The 17,661-nt window shown below is 61.2% G+C and carries 17 protein-coding genes; 2 read left to right on the top strand and 15 right to left on the bottom strand.

Annotation, left to right across the window (positions count from 1 at the left end; translation table 11 throughout):
* Window positions 1-86: 86 nt before the first annotated feature.
* From WDB86_RS00865 to WDB86_RS00850, 4 genes are all read right to left on the bottom strand, one after another.
* On the bottom strand, window positions 87-2,780 hold the full coding sequence (locus WDB86_RS00865; protein WP_406737063.1) for an ATP-binding protein: 2,694 nt from the start codon (window positions 2,778-2,780) through the stop codon (window positions 87-89).
* Between the two features lie 29 nt (window positions 2,781-2,809).
* Complete coding sequence (locus WDB86_RS00860) at window positions 2,810-3,079, bottom strand: hypothetical protein (RefSeq protein ID WP_406720977.1); 270 nt, start codon at window positions 3,077-3,079, stop codon at window positions 2,810-2,812.
* Window positions 3,066-3,479 carry a response regulator gene (locus tag WDB86_RS00855; protein ID WP_339107641.1) on the bottom strand — a complete coding sequence of 138 codons (414 nt, stop codon included), beginning with the start codon at window positions 3,477-3,479 and terminating at the stop codon, window positions 3,066-3,068. The genes WDB86_RS00860 and WDB86_RS00855 overlap by 14 nt, the downstream gene beginning before the upstream one ends.
* Before the next feature lie 99 nt (window positions 3,480-3,578).
* Window positions 3,579-4,913, bottom strand: coding sequence for a short-chain fatty acyl-CoA regulator family protein (locus WDB86_RS00850; RefSeq protein ID WP_339107642.1), 1,335 nt, complete (start codon window positions 4,911-4,913; stop codon window positions 3,579-3,581).
* Between the two features lie 163 nt (window positions 4,914-5,076).
* Here WDB86_RS00850 and WDB86_RS00845 point away from each other — a divergent pair, with 163 nt between their 5' ends.
* Window positions 5,077-6,315 carry a mechanosensitive ion channel domain-containing protein gene (locus tag WDB86_RS00845; protein WP_339107643.1) on the top strand — a complete coding sequence of 413 codons (1,239 nt, stop codon included), beginning with the start codon at window positions 5,077-5,079 and terminating at the stop codon, window positions 6,313-6,315.
* Window positions 6,316-6,320: 5 nt separating this feature from the next.
* Here the strand turns inward: WDB86_RS00845 and WDB86_RS00840 are convergent, their stop codons facing one another.
* The 11 genes from WDB86_RS00840 to WDB86_RS00790 form a co-directional block, all read right to left on the bottom strand.
* Complete coding sequence (locus WDB86_RS00840; RefSeq protein WP_339107644.1) at window positions 6,321-6,776, bottom strand: hypothetical protein; 456 nt, start codon at window positions 6,774-6,776, stop codon at window positions 6,321-6,323.
* A gap of 117 nt (window positions 6,777-6,893) precedes the next feature.
* Entirely contained in the window at window positions 6,894-7,877 is a 984-nt protein-coding gene (locus tag WDB86_RS00835) for an ABC transporter substrate-binding protein (protein ID WP_339107645.1), read from the bottom strand.
* 44 nt (window positions 7,878-7,921) lie between these two features.
* Window positions 7,922-8,716, bottom strand: coding sequence for an ABC transporter permease (locus WDB86_RS00830; RefSeq protein WP_406737062.1), 795 nt, complete (start codon window positions 8,714-8,716; stop codon window positions 7,922-7,924).
* Window positions 8,717-8,760: 44 nt separating this feature from the next.
* The gene (locus tag WDB86_RS00825) at window positions 8,761-9,624 is read right to left on the bottom strand and encodes an ABC transporter permease (protein ID WP_406736318.1); all 864 of its coding nucleotides are present in this window, start codon (window positions 9,622-9,624) and stop codon (window positions 8,761-8,763) included.
* 84 nt (window positions 9,625-9,708) lie between these two features.
* Window positions 9,709-10,488, bottom strand: coding sequence for an ABC transporter ATP-binding protein (locus WDB86_RS00820; RefSeq protein ID WP_406736317.1), 780 nt, complete (start codon window positions 10,486-10,488; stop codon window positions 9,709-9,711).
* A gap of 87 nt (window positions 10,489-10,575) precedes the next feature.
* On the bottom strand, window positions 10,576-12,030 hold the full coding sequence (hydA, locus tag WDB86_RS00815) for a dihydropyrimidinase (RefSeq protein WP_406736316.1): 1,455 nt from the start codon (window positions 12,028-12,030) through the stop codon (window positions 10,576-10,578).
* 64 nt (window positions 12,031-12,094) lie between these two features.
* Window positions 12,095-12,484: a tautomerase family protein gene (locus tag WDB86_RS00810; RefSeq protein ID WP_339107650.1), complete on the bottom strand. Its 390-nt coding sequence runs from the start codon at window positions 12,482-12,484 to the stop codon at window positions 12,095-12,097.
* Between the two features lie 175 nt (window positions 12,485-12,659).
* Window positions 12,660-13,910 carry a Zn-dependent hydrolase gene (locus tag WDB86_RS00805; protein ID WP_406736315.1) on the bottom strand — a complete coding sequence of 417 codons (1,251 nt, stop codon included), beginning with the start codon at window positions 13,908-13,910 and terminating at the stop codon, window positions 12,660-12,662.
* Window positions 13,911-14,197: 287 nt separating this feature from the next.
* Window positions 14,198-15,058: an alpha/beta hydrolase gene (locus WDB86_RS00800; protein WP_406736314.1), complete on the bottom strand. Its 861-nt coding sequence runs from the start codon at window positions 15,056-15,058 to the stop codon at window positions 14,198-14,200.
* 116 nt (window positions 15,059-15,174) lie between these two features.
* The gene (locus tag WDB86_RS00795; protein WP_406736313.1) at window positions 15,175-15,582 is read right to left on the bottom strand and encodes a hypothetical protein; all 408 of its coding nucleotides are present in this window, start codon (window positions 15,580-15,582) and stop codon (window positions 15,175-15,177) included.
* A gap of 275 nt (window positions 15,583-15,857) precedes the next feature.
* A complete protein-coding gene (locus WDB86_RS00790) occupies window positions 15,858-16,457 on the bottom strand; it encodes a TetR family transcriptional regulator C-terminal domain-containing protein (protein WP_339109520.1) in 600 nt (199 codons plus the stop codon).
* A gap of 241 nt (window positions 16,458-16,698) precedes the next feature.
* Between WDB86_RS00790 and WDB86_RS00785 the strand changes: the two genes are divergently transcribed.
* The gene (locus WDB86_RS00785; RefSeq protein WP_406736312.1) at window positions 16,699-17,619 is read left to right on the top strand and encodes a hypothetical protein; all 921 of its coding nucleotides are present in this window, start codon (window positions 16,699-16,701) and stop codon (window positions 17,617-17,619) included.
* Window positions 17,620-17,661: the final 42 nt, after the last annotated feature.

Raw genomic sequence — 17,661 nt, 5'->3', positions numbered from 1 at the left:
CATACTATCCCATTTGTACCCGACTGAGGGTCGCTTCCGTCAGACTCGCAGATCAGGGTTTACAAAACATTTAATCCCGTCCCGATTTACGTCTCTTCCGCGCCCTCGTGAACCATTTTTCCGCGCCGCAGCGGTATCAAAACACGAAATGCCGCCCCTCCCTGACCCGGCAGATAATCAATACGTCCCCCGAGATTGGTGAGAATCTCCCGACAGATGGCAAGACCAAGCCCCGCTCCGCCTGCCCTAGACATATCTGTAAGCCTTGAAAATTTCTCAAAGATTAAATCCTGAGCCGACTTCGGGATACCTGCACCATTATCGACGAAATCGATCTGCGCCTGATCATCCTGCCGTTGCACCTCGATTCGCAGCACGGGTTTCTCCGCATCGCAGTATTTCTGGGCATTGGTGATAAGGTTAATAAAAACCTGCACCAGCCTGTCCCCATCGGTAAACAATGCCACATGTTCATTGGGGAAATCTCGCTCGATACGGCACTGCGCCGCATTGCCACTATGGGCGGCGGACTGCACCGCCCGGTTGAGCAGCTCATGCAGATTGCTCAGGCCGATATGCAACTGCACCTTGCGATGCTCCAACACGGAAAGATCCAGAAGATCGTCAAGCAGCCGGGTCAGGCGGCGCGCTTCCTCAAGGATGATCTTGGCATAGCTCTGGCGCATTTCGTCGGGCAGGTCCGGCTCCATCAGGATCTCTGAAAAAGCGCGGATCGAGGTCATCGGCGTGCGCAGTTCGTGGCTGATCTGGCCCAGAAACGCATCCTTTTGCACCGAGATCTGCGTCAGCTTCTCATTGGCCAGCCGCAACTGACGTGCCACCTGTGCAAGCTCTTCGGACTTCGCCTCAAGCTGGGAGGAATGCTCTTTCATATCAGCGGCTTCGCTGGCCATATTGATAAGATCCCCGACCGAGATCACCCGCCCGCCCGACAGTTGTGCCAGCATCGCATGGGCGGTGGCCGAGCCGACAGAACCGGCAAATTTCCGTTCGAGAGCGGCCAGAAAATCGGGGGTCGGGTCCGGCAGCCAGCCGGTTTTGCCCTGCCGCGCCGCCTCGCTCTGGAAGAACTTCTGCGCGGTCTGCGCCCCCAGAATACGCTGCGCCGTCGACAGGTAATCCTCGGATTCGGCCACCGCCATATGCCAGCCCCGCGGCCCGGGCCCCTCGTCATAGATATTGACGAACGCCACCCCCTGCAGCCGTTCGAGCGGCGGCGGAAAGGCCCGAAGCGACAGGCCGATATAGGCCGTCACATTGGCAAACAACGACCAGAACAGCGCATGCAGCAGCGGGTCCATCCCGCTGAGCCCGAAAAGGGCCTCCGGACGCAGCCAGCCGATCCCCCACGGCCCTTCCGCCAGCATCTGCGGCGACATCAACCCGTCGATCCCCAGCGAGGGCAGAAACAGCGTATAGATCCAGATCCCGCCGCCCAGCAGCACCCCGCCCATCGCCCCGTGATGGGTGCCACCGCGCCAGTACAGCCCGCCCAGCAACGCCGGTAGGGTCTGCGCGGCCCCAACAAAAGCGATCAGCCCGATCTCGGCCAGCGCCCCCTGCCCTGACAGCCGGTAATAGCCATAGCCCAGCGCCAGCACCAAGGCGATGGAGAAGCGCCGCGACATCAGCACCACATGGCGCAGATTGCTGTTATGCGACGGCCATAAAGCCAGCCAGAGCGGCGTGACGATCTGGTTCGAGATCATGGTCGCCAAGGCGATAGCCGCAACGATCACCATCGATGTGGCCGAGGAGAAGCCCCCCAGAAAGGCCAGCAAAGCCAGCCAGTCGTGATGCTGCGACAGCGGCAGGGTCAGCACGAAAAGATCGGGATTGGCGCCCTCGGGCAGAAGCTCCAGCCCGATCACCGCAATCGGCAGCACGAAAACGCTGATCAGCGCCAGATAGGCCGGAAAGGCCCAGGAGGCGATGGCCAGATGACGCTCTTCGACATTCTCGACCACCAGAACCTGAAACATGCGCGGCAGCGTCAGGATCGCCGCCGCCGAAAGCAGTGTCAGCCCCATGAAACGCCCGGGTTGGGGCACCCAGTCCTGCGTGGCGAAATGGTCGATACGGTCCATCACGGCCCCCCAGCCGCCGCCCAGCCCCCAGACCACGAAGCTGCCGACCGCCAGAACCGCCACCAGCTTGACCACCGCCTCAAGCGCCACGGCCATGACCACGCCATGATGGCGCTCGTTGGCATCCAGATTGCGCGTCCCGAACAAAATCGCAAACGCGGCCAGCCCGACGGCGATCCACAGCGCCCAGTTCTGCTGGGCCCCTTCCGCTGGGGGCGCAAAACCGGGGGTCGCGAAGGCGCTCAGGCTTTCGGTCACCGATTGCAGCTGCAACGCGATATAGGGGGTGGCTGCCAGCACTGCCAGAAGCGTCAGCACCACGCCCAGACTGTTGGATTTTCCGTAGCGTGCCGAGATCAGGTCTGCGACAGAGGTGGCCCTTTGGGCCCGCCCTACCCGCACAAGCTTGCGCAAGAACCACCACCAGCCACAGAAGACAAGGCTCGGCCCCAGATAGATCGTCACAAATTCCAGCCCCGAACGGGCCGCATAGCCGACGGCACCGTAAAAGGTCCATGCCGTGCAGTAGATCGACAAGGACAGCGTATAGACCCACGGGCTTTGCAAGACCCGCATCCGCCCCGAACGCGCGCGCCCCTCGGCCCAGAAGGCCACGCCGAACAGCAAGACGACATAAAGCAGGCAGACAAGGATCAGGCTGTCGAACGTCATACCGACGGGTGTTTCAGTCATTCGATCGCTCAGTCATCGCGAATTTCGGCCAGCGGTTCGCCGGGATCCAGCGCCCGATCGAGCCTGCGCGACAGATAGGCCGTCACGGCAATCACCGCCCCCCAGACCGCAAAGATATACAGCCCGAACCGCGCCACCTGCGACGGCTCCACCACAAACATCGCGGGCAACACGAACAGGATCAGCCCGAACAGCGGAAGCAGGCGCAGCGCATCCATTACCCGCCGCAGCCGGTAGGACCGCCTAGCCAGAAAAAGCGGCGCTCTAGCCGGTGCCATGACGCACCCCCTGCGCCGCAGGCGCGCGGCACGCGGCCAGCATACCATCCAGCGCCGCGACCAGATCGGCATTGGCGAAGGGCTTGGCCAGAAAGGCCGTCGCGCCCGCCTGGTCTGCCGCGGCACGGTCACGCGCCTGCCCGCGCGCGGTCAGCATCAGCACGGGGATTGCCCGCAAGGCCGGATGCGCGCGCATCTGCGTCAGGATCTCCAGCCCCGACAGGCCGGGCAGCATCATATCCAGAATCACGGCATCGGGTCGGGTGGTCTCTATGGCCCCCAACGCCTTTGCCCCATCGGATTCACTCGACACAACAAAACCACGCCGCGACAGGATAAAGCGCAGCGCCTCGACAATATTCGGTTCATCCTCGATCAGAAGAACATGGTCTTGCGGCATGCCCGTCTCTCCTTCTCCCGTCTCGACTATCTCTTGCCGGAGGGGTTGTGTCAAATTCTGCGCTCAAGATCTTGCTGCCGATTGGTCTTAAAGCGGAGCCTATCCCAGCTCGGCGCGCACCGCCCCCAGAATCGAGGGCTCGCGCCGCGCGCTGCAGGCACTGCGCGGACAGATCCGGCAGGTCACGCCAATCGGCCTGCGCGGCTGCAACAGCGCTGCCGGATCCAGCGGCACGATCAGCATATAGGCCTGCACCGCAACCGGCTGACCAAAGCCAGCCCCCACCACCTGCGGCACGGAAATCGCATAGGTGGTAAAGCTCTGGCTGACCCGACCGGCAATTTCCACATCATGGCGCAACGGCTGCATCGGCTGGCGCAGCGCATCATAGATCGGCCACAAGGCACATCCCGCCCCGTAACGCGGCAGGGCAAAGCCGCTGCACGGCCTGCGGAAAATCACCGCCCCCGAAGCATCGCAGATCACCAGCCCCAGATCGGGCAGCACCGGATGCCCCGCTGGCAGTTGCGCCAGACGGCGCAGAACCAGATCGGCGGGCAACTGATAGGCCGCCGCGATCTCGCCCGGAGACATTCCGAACCGCGCGAGCCCCTCTTCCAGCCGTGCCATCGGAAAGGCGCGGATATCATTGCGCATCCGCTCCAGCCAGTCGCGCACCAAAGCACGGGCCGCATCCGAGGCAAGCTCGGGCGCATTCTGGACAATATCGGCCACCCTGGCACGGGGATTGGCCTCCAGCTCGGCCACCGACCAACCCTGATCGCGCAGCCATGCCTCCATCTGCTCGAACGGGCCGGACTGCCCGAGATCCGCCCCGCTTTGTGCATCCAGATAGCCCACCAGCGCCTCTGCCGCCCCCGACAGACGCAGGCTTTCCCCCGAAATCGTCTGCAAGAACCGCGCCTGCCATTCCGGTTCGATCTGCGGCTCGTCGGTGAGGATCGCCGCCGTCGAGCGCAGACTGGTAACCGCCGAGATGACCTCGTGCAGACCATCCAGCAGAAACGGGTCCTCCGACAGCCGCTCGGAGAGCTGCTCCACCAGCCGGTTCAGCGCCCCGACCTGCCGCTGGCGCTCGGACAGGAGCGCCGCCCAGCCCGGAAAACGGCTGACGAATTCCTCGATCCGGTCGCTCTCGATCTGCGTGGCGATATCGGCAGGCGCCTGCGCCGCCGCCTCGCGCAGATTGTCGAACAAGACGCCCTCGGCCCCTTCGGCCAGCGCCATCGGATCGACCTCCAACGCGGCGGCAATCTGCTCCAGCAGGCTATCGGCCACCCGACGCCGGTTATGTTCGATCAGGTTGATATAGGCCGCAGACATGCCGATACGATTGGCAAGCTCGGCCTGCCGCATGCCCATCGCCATCCGTCTTTCGCGGATGCGGGTGCCGGTAAGCGCCGCGCGCACCATGCCAGTCCTCTCGCCCAAAAGCCGCCAATCAGACAGTCCTGTCAAAGGGATAGCGCGAAACATCCCGTCACGGAAGCAAAATGCCGCAGATCGGGACTGCTCGGCTTGACTTCTTCGCGCCGCAACGCAGCATAAGAGGGCGCGTAAGAGATCGGAGACAAAGATGGCCTCCCAGACCACCCCCGATACCGGACAGACCCTCGAAGGGGCGCATGAGACCCTGCCGGAAGGGTTGCAGGACCTTGAAACCGCGGTGAATGATGCGGTCAGCACGGCGGTGGATCATGCCAGCCGCTACCTGCCGGATTGGGCGGTTTCAACGCTGGTGCTGGCGATGTGCCTGCTGCTGGCATTGGCGCTGCATCGGGTGGTGCGCAGCATGCTGGACCGGATGGTGCGCAACCGTGATCTGTTCTGGCGTTCGCTGGTCGGGCGCTCTACCCGACCGCTGCGTCTTCTGATGATCGTGCTGGCGCTTGGCATAGGGATCAGCGTCGCGCCCCTGTCCGAGGGAGCGGCACGGCTGATCAGTCACCTGCTGCTGATTGCCTTCATCCTCTGTCTGGCATGGATCGCGCATACCGCGCTTTACATCTGGACGACGCTGCATATGCGCCGTTTCAAGCTGGATGCCGAAGACAATCTTCTGGCGCGCAAGCATGTGACGCAGGCGCGCATCCTGCTCCGTGTGGCAAATGTTGCCATCGTGGTTCTGGCGGTCGCCGCCGCCCTGATGACGGTGCCTGCCGTGCGCCAATATGGGGTCTCGCTGCTGGCGGCGGGTGGAGCTGCGGGGATTGTGGTGGGCCTTGCCCTGCAACCCATCCTCAAAAACCTGATTGCCGGTATCCAGCTTGCCCTGACCCAGCCGATCCGTATCGATGATGCGCTGATCGTGGAGGGGGAATGGGGATGGGTCGAGGAAATCACTTCGACCTATGTCGTGCTCAAACTCTGGGACTGGCGCCGGCTTGTGGTGCCGCTGAGCTATTTCATCGAGCAACCCTTCCAGAACTGGACCCGCGAGAATGCCGAACTGATCGGCACCTGTATGTTCTATCTCGACCATTCCGCCCCGATTGCCGATCTGCGCAAGGCGGGCCAGAAAATCGCCGAGGACAACCGGCTCTGGGATGGCAAGGTCTATGCGATGCAGGTCACCGATTTCCGTGAACGGGTGATGGAGGTGCGCGTTCTGGTATCGGCCCGCACCGCGCCACGCGTCTTCGATCTGCGCTGCGAGATGCGCGAGGGGCTGATCGACTATATCCAGCGCGAAATCCCCTCGGCCCTGCCCAAGACCCGCGCCGAAGCCATGCTGAACACCGAACCCGGGCCCGGGCGCGCGCTGCCCGAGACAGATGCCGGAGCACAGGGCCAGACCCGCGGGCCCCTTGGATAGCGACGTTACTGGAATTCGCGGAAGCGCATACCGTAGCTTGTGGCCTTATGGCTGCATTCGCTGACCGTAAATTCCAGCCATTCGCGTTTCGGGTTGGGTTTCGTGACCTGTTCGATATCGCGCGTCAGCTGAACCCGCGCCTTGAGAAGCGCCTCGCCCATTGTCGGCCCCGCGATCTTGCGCAACCGCTCCATCCAGAAATTGCGCGCCTCGCTGATATACGAGCCGGGCGGCACCAGATTGGGATGGATCTCTTCGGCGACGACCATGCAATAGGCCGCCTCGACCTCTTGCGTGGGTGTGTTGAACAGAAATGACGCAGGGGCCGCAAACTGGCTTTGGGACACCGCAAAGAACGCCCAGCCAAAGCCGCCGATCATGACCGGAAACAGGCCCCATTTCACCCATGCCGGCAGCCCGTCTTCCTTGACGATCTCTTTATGTACTGTCGCTTTACTCATACCGCCCTCCTCCGGGCCTCGTCCACATACAGACTGCCAGAGGGCGGTGAAATTTCGATTAAAACCGGAAGGGCGCGCGATCCTCTGCCCGCGCGCCCTCCCTGTCATGCCAAAGGCTTACTTCAGCGCCTCGTCGGTAATCTCCAGCGTATAGGCGCCTTCCGGCTCTTTGGTGATCACCGGATCCGAGCCGCCATTCATCAGCACCTTCACGGTGCGCTGGTAATCTGCCGGATCCAGCGCGCCATTGGACCCTGCCGTCAGCTTGGCGACCTCTTCCATCATGCGCTTCTGGTGCTCTTCGGTCTGCGCCCCGGTCATATCGTTGTCCAGCACGATCTCGGCGGCCTCATCGGGGTTTTCCTCGGCCCATTTCCAGCCCTTCATCGACGCACGGACAAATTTGACCATCTTCGCCTTGAAGTCCGGATCTTCCAGCTTGTCCTGCATGACGTAAAGACCGTCCTCAAGCGTCGCCACACCCTCGTCCTCGTATTTGAACGTCACCAGATCATCGGGGGAAATCCCCGCCTCGATGATCTGCCAGTATTCATTATAGGTCATGGTCGAAATGCAGGAGGCCTGCTTTTGCAAAAGCGGATCGACATTGAAGCCCTGCTTGAGCACCGTCACCCCCTCGGGGGAACCATCTGTGGGGATGCCCAAGGTGCTCATCCAGCTCAAAAACGGGTATTCATTGCCGCCAAACCACACGCCCAGCGTCTTGCCCTTGAAATCCTCGGGGCTCTTGATGCCGCTTTCCTTCAGGCAGGTCAGCATCATGCCCGAGGATTTGAACGGCTGCGCGATATTCACAAGCGGCAGCCCCTTCTCGCGCGCGGCCAAGGCCGAGGGCATCCAGTCCACCGTCACATCGGCCCCACCACCGGCCATCACCTGCGTGGGCGAGATATCGGGACCACCGGGCAGGATATCCACATCAATGCCCTCATCCTCGTAAAACCCTTTGTCCTTCGCCACGTAATAGCCTGCAAACTGCGCCTGCGTGACCCATTTCAGCTGCAGCGTCACATCCGCCGCAAAGGCAGGGCTTGCCGTCGCCAAAGCCGCCAGCGCCGCGCCCATCATCCAGTTCTTCATCTTACTCTCCTGTTGGTTTTTATCTTGCCGTCTCTTGGCCCGCCTCATCCCCTTTGCGACGGATGCCAGAAGGTCAGCACTTTTTCGGCCAGCGCAATCAGCCCGTAGAATCCGGTGCCAGCCAACGCCGCTACCGTAATTTCAGACCAAACCAGTGCCATGTCGAGTTGCCCCACCGCGGTCGAGATCCGAAACCCCATCCCCCGCGTCGGAGAGCCGAAAAATTCAGCAACAATCGCCCCGATCAGCGCCAGAGTGGTGGCAATCTTCAGCCCGTTGAACAGGAAGGGCAAAGCCGCAGGCAGGCGCATTTTTATCAGCGTCTGCAGATAGCTGGCCGAATAGGTGCGCATCAGATCGCGCTGCAGCGGATCGGTGGCCTTCAACCCCGCGACCATATTGACCAGCACCGGAAAGAACACGGTGACAATCACCACCGCCGCCTTCGACTGCCAGTCAAAGCCGAACCACATGACGAAAATCGGCGCGATCCCCACGATAGGCAGCGCGGCAAGGAAGTTCCCCACCGGCATCAGCCCCCGTTCCAGAAAGGCCGAACGGTCCACCAGCACCGCCATCACAAAGGCCGCAGCACAGCCCATCACATAGCCCGAAAGCGCCCCCTTCAGAATGGTCTGGCGGAAATCGACCCAAAGCACACCGGTCGAGGCCACAAAGCGCATCGCAATCTGGCTTGGCGCAGGCAGGATCACCTGTGGCACCGCAAAGCCGCGCACGATCCCCTCCCACAGCACCAGAAGCGTCACGCCAAAGAGCGCAGGCACAAAATAGCGCGCCCATCCTGTCTCGGACCAACGGGCCGCGATGGTTGCATTCATCCAGAAGGCCACGGCCCAGAACAGGATCGCAAAGATCAGAAAGCTCATCTTACCAACCCCATCCGTTTCAACACGACCGTCTCGATCAGCCCCACCAGCCCCACCAGCACCGCTGCCAGACAGGCTGCCGCAATCAGTGCCGCCCAGATCTGGATCGTCTGCCCGTAATAGCTGCCCTGCAACAGACGCGCACCAAGCCCCGCCACAGCCCCTGCGGGCAATTCGGCCACAATGGTGCCCACCAAAGCCGCCGCCACCCCGACCTTCAGCGAGGCAAAGAAATAGGCCATCGAGGACGGCAACCGCAGCTTCCAGAAAATCGCCGTCTTCGGCGCGCCATAGGTGCGCAACAGATCAATCTGCATCGCATCAGGTGCGCGCAAACCCTTCACCATCCCCACCAGGACAGGGAAGAAACTCAGATAAGCCGCAATCAGCGCCTTCGGCAAAAGCCCCTTCACCCCCAGCGAGGCCAGAACCACAATCACCATCGGCGCAATCGCCAGCACGGGGATCGTCTGGCTTGCAATCGCCCAAGGCATGAAACTCATATCCAGCGCCTTGTTATGCACCAGCGCCACGGCCAGCAACAGCCCCGCCACGGTCCCGATGATAAACCCGAGCCCCGTGGCCTCCAGCGTAATCCAGCCATGATAGACCAAAGACCGCTTCGACGTTACTTTCTGTCCCGTGACCCCGTCCCAAAGCCCCATCACAACCTGATGCGGCGCAGGCAATACGGGCCTGTCCAGCGCCATCGTCTGACCAACCATATCCCAAAATCCAACCGCCTGCCCCGAACGCGCCGCCTGATCATAAACCCAGGCACTGTTCAGCCAGACCGTCGCGCCATACCAGACCGCGATAATGGCACAAACCACAACCAATACCGGACCAACCCGCGTCATGAGTCCCCCCCGATCACAGTTCCAGCTGCCCTAAATATCCCGGGGGGTTTGGGGGGCAGCGCCCCCCTTCCTACCCAAACAGACTCACACATGGGCATGCCCCGCATGCAGCCCCTCACGCACCCGATGCGCAATCTCCAGAAACTCTGGACTATCACGGATCTCCAAGGGACGCTCCTTCGGCAAAGGGCTATCGATCACATCGGTGATCCGTCCGGGACGCGGGCTCATCACCACAATCTTGGTCGAAAGATAGACCGCCTCGGGGATCGAATGGGTCACAAAGCCAATCGTCTTGCCGGTCCGCGCCCAAAGCGCCAACAGCTCCTCATTCAGCTTGTCGCGCACGATCTCGTCAAGCGCCCCGAAAGGCTCGTCCATCAAGAGAATATCGGCATCAAAGGACAACGCCCGCGCGATAGAGGCGCGCTGCTGCATGCCGCCCGACAGCTGCCACGGAAACTTCCGGCCAAAGCCCTTGAGGTCCACCAGCTCCAGAACCTTCTCGACCCGCGCATCCATCTCGGCCTTGGGATAGCCCATGATCTCCAAGGGCAGCTTGATATTTCCCGCAATCGTCCGCCAAGGATACAGCCCCGCCGCCTGAAACACATAGCCATAGCTTCGCGCCTTACGCGCCTCATCGGGAGGAATCCCGTTAACGGTCAACGCGCCCCCCGTGGGCGTCTCGAGCGCCGCGATACAGCGCAGAAAGGTCGTTTTGCCACAGCCCGAAGGCCCGATAAACGACACGAACTCCCCGCGCTCGATGGACAGGTTCACATCCTTCAGCGCCTGCACCGGCCCGTCATTGGTTTCAAACACCAGATTGACATCGCGCGCATTGATAATCGGTTTCTTCATCTTCCCCGTTTTTCCCTAATGACCCGTTTTCCGGGCTCTGTGGGTTGAGGATGCCCAGAAGGCGGGCACCCCGCAAGAGTTGACGTCTCAGACGCCGCTGGCCGGAATACCGGCGCGCACGACAGGGCGCGGCGCGGTCAGCTCTTTCCATGTCGACAGCGCTTTCGACACCGCCGTTCCCGGCGGGCGGGCGACAAATTGCCCATGTCCCTCGGGCGCCTCGACACGGCCCTCGACGGCCGCAACCACGCCACGAGACAGCGTATAGCGCGGCAGGCCCTTGACCTCTTTGCCCTCGAAAACATTGTAATCGATCGACGACACCTGCGTCTTGGCGGAGACCACCTTGCTGGCCTCGGGGTCCCAGACGACCAGATCGGCGTCCGCGCCCACCAGAACCGCGCCCTTCTTGGGATAGATGTTCATGATCTTGGCAATATTGGTCGAGGTCACGGCGACAAACTCATTCATCGTGATGCGGCCCGTATTCACCCCGTAGGTCCAAAGCATCGGCATCCGGTCCTCAAGCCCGCCCGTCCCATTGGGGATCTTGGTGAAATCGCCCACCCCATAGCGCTTCTGTTCGGTCGTAAAGGCGCAGTGGTCGGTCGCCACACAAGACAGCGTGCCCGAAGCGAGACCCGCCCAAAGACTGTCCTGATGTTGCTTGTTACGGAAGGGTGGCGACATCACGCGCCGTGCCGAATGGTCCCAATCCTTGTCGAAATACTCGCTTTCATCGAGCACCAGATGTTGGATCAGCGGCTCGCCATAGACGCGCTTGCCCAGAATCTTGGCACGGCGGATCGCCTCATGGCTTTCCTCGCAGGAGGTATGCACCACATACAGCGGAACGCCCGCCATATCGGCGATCATGATCGCGCGGTTGGTGGCCTCGCCCTCCACAATCGTCGGGCGGGAATAGGCATGGGCCTCGGGGCCGGTATTGCCTTGGGCCAGAAGGCGTGCCGACATCTCGGCCACCACATCGCCATTCTCGGCATGGACCATCGGCAGCGCGCCCAGCTCGGCGCAACGTTTGAACGAGGCAAACAGCTCGTCATCATTGACCATCAGGCTGCCCTTATAGGCCATGAAATGCTTGAAGGAATTGATGCCGCGCTCGGTGATGGTCTTCATCTCGTCAAAGACCTGCTCACCCCACCATGTCACCGCCATATGGAAACTGTAATCGCAATGCGCGCGGGCGGCTTTATTGTCCCATTTCTTCAGCGCATCGAGCATACTCTCGCCCGGATTGGGCAGGGCGAAATCGATCACCATCGTGGTGCCGCCCGAGACCGCCGCAGCTGTCCCCGCGTCAAAATCATCGGCGGAATAGGTGCCCATGAAGGGCATTTCCAGATGGGTATGCGGGTCGATCCCGCCGGGCATCACATAGCAGCCCTTGGCGTCCAGAACCTTGTCGCCTGCAAGGTCAGGCCCGATTTCGATGATCTGGCCGCCCTCGACCAGAACATCCGCCTTGTAGGTCAGATCGGCGGTGACAATCGTGCCGCCCTTGATGACCGTTTTCGTCATGGGTGTCTCCCTATTGTGGCAGGGGCGCAGCAGATCTGTGCTACGCCCGAAGCCGCAACAGAGATCAGAGTTCGCCCGTCAGGAATTGCGCGCGACCGAAGCCGAAGCTCCAATCCGCGCGTGTGTTGGACATCACCGACACCATCAGATCTTTCGGATCCAGACCGATCGCTGTTTCCAGCTTGCGGCAAAGAATGTCGTAGAAGGCCTGTTTTTGTTCTTCGCTGCGCGGCGAGGAGAAGACCTGCACAAGGATCGGGCTCGGGCCGCGGGTAAAGCCCAGCCCCGTATCCAGCAGCACCATGCGACCGGGTTTGTATTCGGTCACCAGCTGGTAGCGGTCGTCCTGCGGCACAGCGAAGGCCTCCAGAACGGCCTCGTGACCGGCATCGAGCATCGCTTTGATCTCGGCCTCGGGGCGCCCTTCGATGACATGAAACTGGATAAGCGGCATCTGTGATCTCCTTCATTGTCGCATCCGGCACTCCCAAAGAAGGTGCGCCGTCTTGACAGTGAAATTGACCCATCACGCCCATGTTTCAAGCATCCTTGTTGCAAGGTTCGATTTGCGAAAATGCCGGTATGCATTGAGGTAATACCTCCATGAACCGAATTATCCGCAAAATACATCACCCCACGATCTGCGCGGTTTCCAGAACGGCATGACACAGAACATCACAGCCCGCCGCCGCCCATTCGGGGCTGATTTCCTCGGCCTCGTTATGCGACAGCCCATCGACACAGGGGCACATGATCATCGTCGTCGGCGCCACTTTCGCCGCCCAGCAAGCGTCATGGCCCGCCCCCGAGATAATATCCATATGGCTGTAGCCCAGACGCTCGGCGGCAGTGCGGACATTGGCCACCAGCTCCGGCGCGAAGGTCACAGGATCAAAGTGCCCCACCGGATCAATGACGCAGCCCACACCAAGCTCAGCACAGATTCCGGCAGCGCGGGTCTCGATCTCGGCGCGCATCGCATCCAGCTTGGCCTGATCGGGCGTGCGGATATCGACGGTAAACACCACTTTGCCCGGTAGCACATTGCGCGAGTTCGGGGTGAAGGTCACCTGCCCCACACCGCCCACAGCTCCCGGCTGGTTCTTCATGGCAACATCCTGAACCATCTCGAAAATCCGGCTCATGGCAAGACCCGCATTCACCCGCATCGCCATCGGCGTGGAGCCGGTATGCGCATCCTTGCCGGTCAGCGTGAATTCCAGCCACCACAACCCCTGACAATGGGTCACAACGCCAATGGATTTCTCGGCGGCCTCAAGGATCGGCCCCTGTTCGATATGATATTCGTAATAGGCATGCATCTTGCGCGCGCCGACCTCTTCGACGCCCTTCCAGCCGATACGCTCAAGCTCGGCCCCATAGGTCTTGCCCTCAAGATCTTCGCGCGAATAGGCGTAATCCAGATCGATCTCGCCCGCGAAAACCCCAGAGGCCAGCATGGCAGGGGCGAAACGCGCGCCCTCCTCATTGGCCCAGTTGGTCACCACGATCGGATGTCTGGTCTTGATATTGAGGTCGTTCAAGGTGCGCACAACCTCAAGCGCGGCCAGCACCCCCAGCACCCCGTCATATTTCCCGCCCGTGGGCTGGGTATCAAGATGGCTGCCGATATAGACGGGCAGCGCCTCGGGGTCCTCGCCCGCGCGGGTGGCAAACATGGTGCCCATCTTGTCGACGCCCATCGACATGCCCGCCGCCTCGCACCAGCTCTGGAACAGCGCGCGCCCTTCGGCATCTTCATCGGTCAGGGTCTGTCGGTTATTTCCGCCTGCAACCCCTGGCCCGATTTTGGCCATTTCCATAAGACTATCCCAAAGGCGTGCGGAATTGATGCGGAGGTTTTCTCCGGGTGCGGACATATTCAAATACTCCCTGTCACCGGAACGTCTTCGCGGGCGTCCTCTTTGTGACGAATTCGTTTCTGACCAACTGGTCAAGAATATTGAGACACCCCAAGCCGAAACGGGTCAAGGGCCTGACAGGGTCCGCCCTAACCGGAGCGTAGAAACCTGAAGCCTGCGCCTAAATTTTACGCACAAGCTCCGGATGGCGGGGCGGGACAAGTAAAATGGTCAGGAAAATCGGGGCCGAGCCAGTCGCTTAACGCAACTCCGCTTTGCTGGAGTGGCACCCGCCCGAGCGGATCTCAGGACACGGCAATCAGCGAATCCGCCGCATAGGTGCCGGGCGCATCAAGGATCAGCGGCATACGGCGCAACGGAAGGCCGTTCTGCATCCGCCGGTCGAACGTAATAAAACGGCCAATCCCCGCCGCCATCGGCTCTTCGGGGATCACCATCGGGAAGCCATGCTTTTGCCGGTGCGCGACAATCAGTTCGACCTGCTCGGGGCGCTTTTCCTTGAGCAGCATGATGGCCGAGAAATCGACGCGCTCATCCGCCGGATTATGGATTGCCAGAATGGGGGTGCGGGTCGCGCCCATGAAACTCGGGAAGGCAAATCCGCCCGATAGCACGAAGGCTGCGCGGATCGGCGGCAGCGTGCGGCCAAGATGCTCGGCCAGAAACAGGGTATTGAGCACCGAAATCCCACCGGCAGAGGCCCCTGCCAGCAGATATTCCCCCGACAGGCCGAACTCGGCCTCGCGCGCCGTGATCCAGCCGAAGAACGCGCAGACATCCTCGACCACTGCCATCGGACGACGGCCACGGAAAGACTCGTTCAGCCCCGGGCAATGGGTTTGCCCATCGTTCAGAAGTTCGGATAATTTCTGCTGGGTTGGCCAAGACAGAACCGCTGGCGGGCGCGCCAGACGGTAATCCAGCGCGGCAAAGGCATAGCCCTCATCGACAAAGATCTGGGCGATCTTGGCATGGGTCCAGCTTTGACGGCTTCCCGTACGAAATCCGCCCGCATGCAGCCACACGACAAGCGGCACCGGCCCGGAGGACTCTTTCGGGCGATACAGATCGACATGCAGATCAACCTCTCCCTTCTTATGGGAGGAGGTTGTGTAGACATGCGTGGAACAATCGAAAGAAGACATGGCGGAACGGATCGATGCAGGGAGGGAACTTCCCCGACCATACCGTCACGGACCTCAAAAGCAATTTTTAAGATCTTCCACGACGCCAAAACGCCCTTAAATCAAAGTTAACCCTGTCAACGCGTCATATCCAGCGTCACGATCTCCGCATCTGCACCGGTTTGCGGCGCCGTCTCCGGCACCGCCGCCACCTGATTCGTCGCCTCCGGCGCGGTGCCCTGCGTGGCCGTACCACCGGCGACCCAGCCCGTGTCTGTCTGCGTCAGATCATGCGTCAGACTGGCATAGGCTTCGGTCATCAGTTCCGGTGTCACCGTCTCGGCGCTGCTGACACCGGCCCGCACACGCGCCGCCTGTTGTTCCAGCAAGGAGACGCGGAAGGCAGGGCTTGGCCCCGCAGGCAGAGCCAGGATCTCGCTATCGACATAGCTGGCCGATACGGTTTCGGCGGTGCTGCTTTCCGCCTGCCGCGCCAGTGCCACACCCGTACCCGTTCCCGTGCCGGACCCGCTTTGCGTGTCCACATTTGCCCCCTGTCCGCTATTGCTCGACGACAAGGCAGCCGCCGCCTCGACTGTTGTCGCCGGAGCGGATTTTGCCAAAGCCGGCATCAACAACGGCGACCAACCGATTGAGGGCAAGAACCCCGAAAAACGATCCATCACCACAGCCCTTTCCCCAAAGAGCCCCCACAGATCAAGCTTGGGCGCGAGTCGTTACCGAAGCCCTAACCATGCCGATAAAGACATGCTATAGTTAACGCCTTAAGGGCTATTCCGGCGAGCCTCGGCACAGGATCTCAGGGGTCGACAGACAGCAGCCTGCCGAACAGAAACTCCAGAAAACGCTCGGCCTCGGCGAAGGGATCGCGTTCGGACCCCAAGATGGTGCGGACCTGCACATCGAAATCAGCATAATGTTGTGTCAGCGACCATATCGAGAAGATCAGGTGATACGGGTCAACCTTGGCCAGCTGACCGGCATCGATCCACTGCTGGATAATTAACGCTTTCTCCTCGACCAGCGTCTTCAACTGCCCCGCCAGACCGTCATGGAAGCGCGGCGCCCCCTGAAGCACCTCATTTGCGAAGAGCCGCGATTCGCGTGGCATCTCGCGCGACATCTCCAGCTTGCGGCGCATATAGGCCATAATCTCGGTTTTCGGGTCCCCCTCGGCGGTCATCGCATGCAGCGGAGCCAGCCAGACATCCAGCAGCCCCGACAGCAATTCGACATGGATCGCCTCTTTCGAGGGGAAGTAATAAAGCAGATTGGGCTTGGACAACCCCGCCTCGGTGGCAATCTGGTCCAGTGTCGATCCGCGGAACCCATGCGCCGAGAACACCTCAAGCGCCGCTTCCAGAATGGTCTGGCGATTCCGGCGCTGGATGCGGGTCAGGGGTTTGCCCGATGTCTTCCCTGCTGCGGTCTGGACAGCGGTCTGCACGCCGTTGTGCTGCGCATTCTGGGGGGCGGATGGGCGTGTATCGGTCACAGAATTCCTCCGAAGCTTTATTTTGCATATCCAGCAATCCGGTTTTCATCAAGTTTGCGCCGGTGAAAGGGCCGGATTTCCCCGCAAGAAACCATAGATGCGCGCGAAACTGTCATTGGCGCGGCAATAGCCAAGCTGATAGGATATGTCGCGCTATTCCTTTTCGGTGCATATGATGAGATCACTCTCCCTGCCCTGCCTGCTGACAAGTGCCCTGGTCGCGGCCTTGCCTGCAACATTTCCCGCCTTCCCCGCCCATGCAGAGCTGCAAAGCTGCCAGACCTCGATTCGCGGCCAGCAGAACCAGTTCGTCTTCGATGCCGATAATCCGCAGGTGAAAGAAAGCCTGAGCCTGCGCGAAAAGATCTTCGGATCACGCGGCAAGGTCACCTGCCCCGGTCAGGTCACCCTGCGCGCGATGACCCCCGAGCTTGACGATCAGGGCCGCGCGCCCTTCTGCCTGCAATGGGACAAGGACGAGGACACCTATATCGGCTATGCGCAGGGCGAGCGCGACGGGTTCGGCCATTGTATCGAGGCGTCCAAAAGCTTTTGCGAGCGGGTGAACGGCTCGGGCGATGCCGCCAAACAGATGACCGAGAATACCAACGGGTTTGCCAAGGATGTCACCGGCAAGGTGGTGGGCAAGAAGATCGGTTCGGTCGTTGTCAAAACGACAGGGGACAAGCTGAAAGGCCGGCTGAAGGATGCAGGCGTGGCCGCTATTGCCGCAGCCTCTCCGGCAGGTCTGGCCGCAGTCGCGGTGACTGCGGTGGCTGTGGGCGGCACGATGTATGTCTGCTCGGATAAGGGGGCGAAGGGCGCGGATGTCGAGGGCACCACAAACCAGTTGCCCGATGGCGCGAATGTCGATGCGACGGTCAATGCCAATGACGGGGCAGAGCTTCTCGGGTCGGAGCTTCCGGTCTTCACCGACCCCGAGGCCGTCACCCCGCCTGTCACGCAACCTGTCGAGGAAGCGCCGCTGAATGCGATCAATCCCGAGACGGGGATCGGCGTTCAGGGCGCGGCCGAAGACGACATGTCGAACAAGAACAAGCACTGACCTGCTGCCTTTCGAAACGATAAAAGGGGCCGGAACATCCGG

This window comes from Thioclava sp. GXIMD4215, from assembly GCF_045291555.1.
GTDB lineage: Bacteria > Pseudomonadota > Alphaproteobacteria > Rhodobacterales > Rhodobacteraceae > Thioclava > Thioclava litoralis.
The sequence above is the reverse complement of the archived record's forward strand: the minus strand, read 5'-3'. Positions and strand labels throughout refer to the sequence as shown.

What these genes read in the sequence shown, in the direction of transcription:
- WDB86_RS00865 (WP_406737063.1), bottom strand. Translation starts at nt 2,780, where the DNA reads ATGACGTTCGACAGCCTGATCCTTGTCTGCCTGCTTTATGTCGTCTTG.
- WDB86_RS00860 (WP_406720977.1), bottom strand. Translation starts at nt 3,079, where the DNA reads ATGGCACCGGCTAGAGCGCCGCTTTTTCTGGCTAGGCGGTCCTACCGG.
- WDB86_RS00855 (WP_339107641.1), bottom strand. Translation starts at nt 3,479, where the DNA reads ATGCCGCAAGACCATGTTCTTCTGATCGAGGATGAACCGAATATTGTC.
- WDB86_RS00850 (WP_339107642.1), bottom strand. Translation starts at nt 4,913, where the DNA reads ATGGTGCGCGCGGCGCTTACCGGCACCCGCATCCGCGAAAGACGGATG.
- WDB86_RS00845 (WP_339107643.1), top strand. Translation starts at nt 5,077, where the DNA reads ATGGCCTCCCAGACCACCCCCGATACCGGACAGACCCTCGAAGGGGCG.
- WDB86_RS00840 (WP_339107644.1), bottom strand. Translation starts at nt 6,776, where the DNA reads ATGAGTAAAGCGACAGTACATAAAGAGATCGTCAAGGAAGACGGGCTG.
- WDB86_RS00835 (WP_339107645.1), bottom strand. Translation starts at nt 7,877, where the DNA reads ATGAAGAACTGGATGATGGGCGCGGCGCTGGCGGCTTTGGCGACGGCA.
- WDB86_RS00830 (WP_406737062.1), bottom strand. Translation starts at nt 8,716, where the DNA reads ATGAATGCAACCATCGCGGCCCGTTGGTCCGAGACAGGATGGGCGCGC.
- WDB86_RS00825 (WP_406736318.1), bottom strand. Translation starts at nt 9,624, where the DNA reads ATGACGCGGGTTGGTCCGGTATTGGTTGTGGTTTGTGCCATTATCGCG.
- WDB86_RS00820 (WP_406736317.1), bottom strand. Translation starts at nt 10,488, where the DNA reads ATGAAGAAACCGATTATCAATGCGCGCGATGTCAATCTGGTGTTTGAA.
- hydA (WP_406736316.1), bottom strand. Translation starts at nt 12,030, where the DNA reads ATGACGAAAACGGTCATCAAGGGCGGCACGATTGTCACCGCCGATCTG.
- WDB86_RS00810 (WP_339107650.1), bottom strand. Translation starts at nt 12,484, where the DNA reads ATGCCGCTTATCCAGTTTCATGTCATCGAAGGGCGCCCCGAGGCCGAG.
- WDB86_RS00805 (WP_406736315.1), bottom strand. Translation starts at nt 13,910, where the DNA reads ATGTCCGCACCCGGAGAAAACCTCCGCATCAATTCCGCACGCCTTTGG.
- WDB86_RS00800 (WP_406736314.1), bottom strand. Translation starts at nt 15,058, where the DNA reads ATGTCTTCTTTCGATTGTTCCACGCATGTCTACACAACCTCCTCCCAT.
- WDB86_RS00785 (WP_406736312.1), top strand. Translation starts at nt 16,699, where the DNA reads ATGTCGCGCTATTCCTTTTCGGTGCATATGATGAGATCACTCTCCCTG.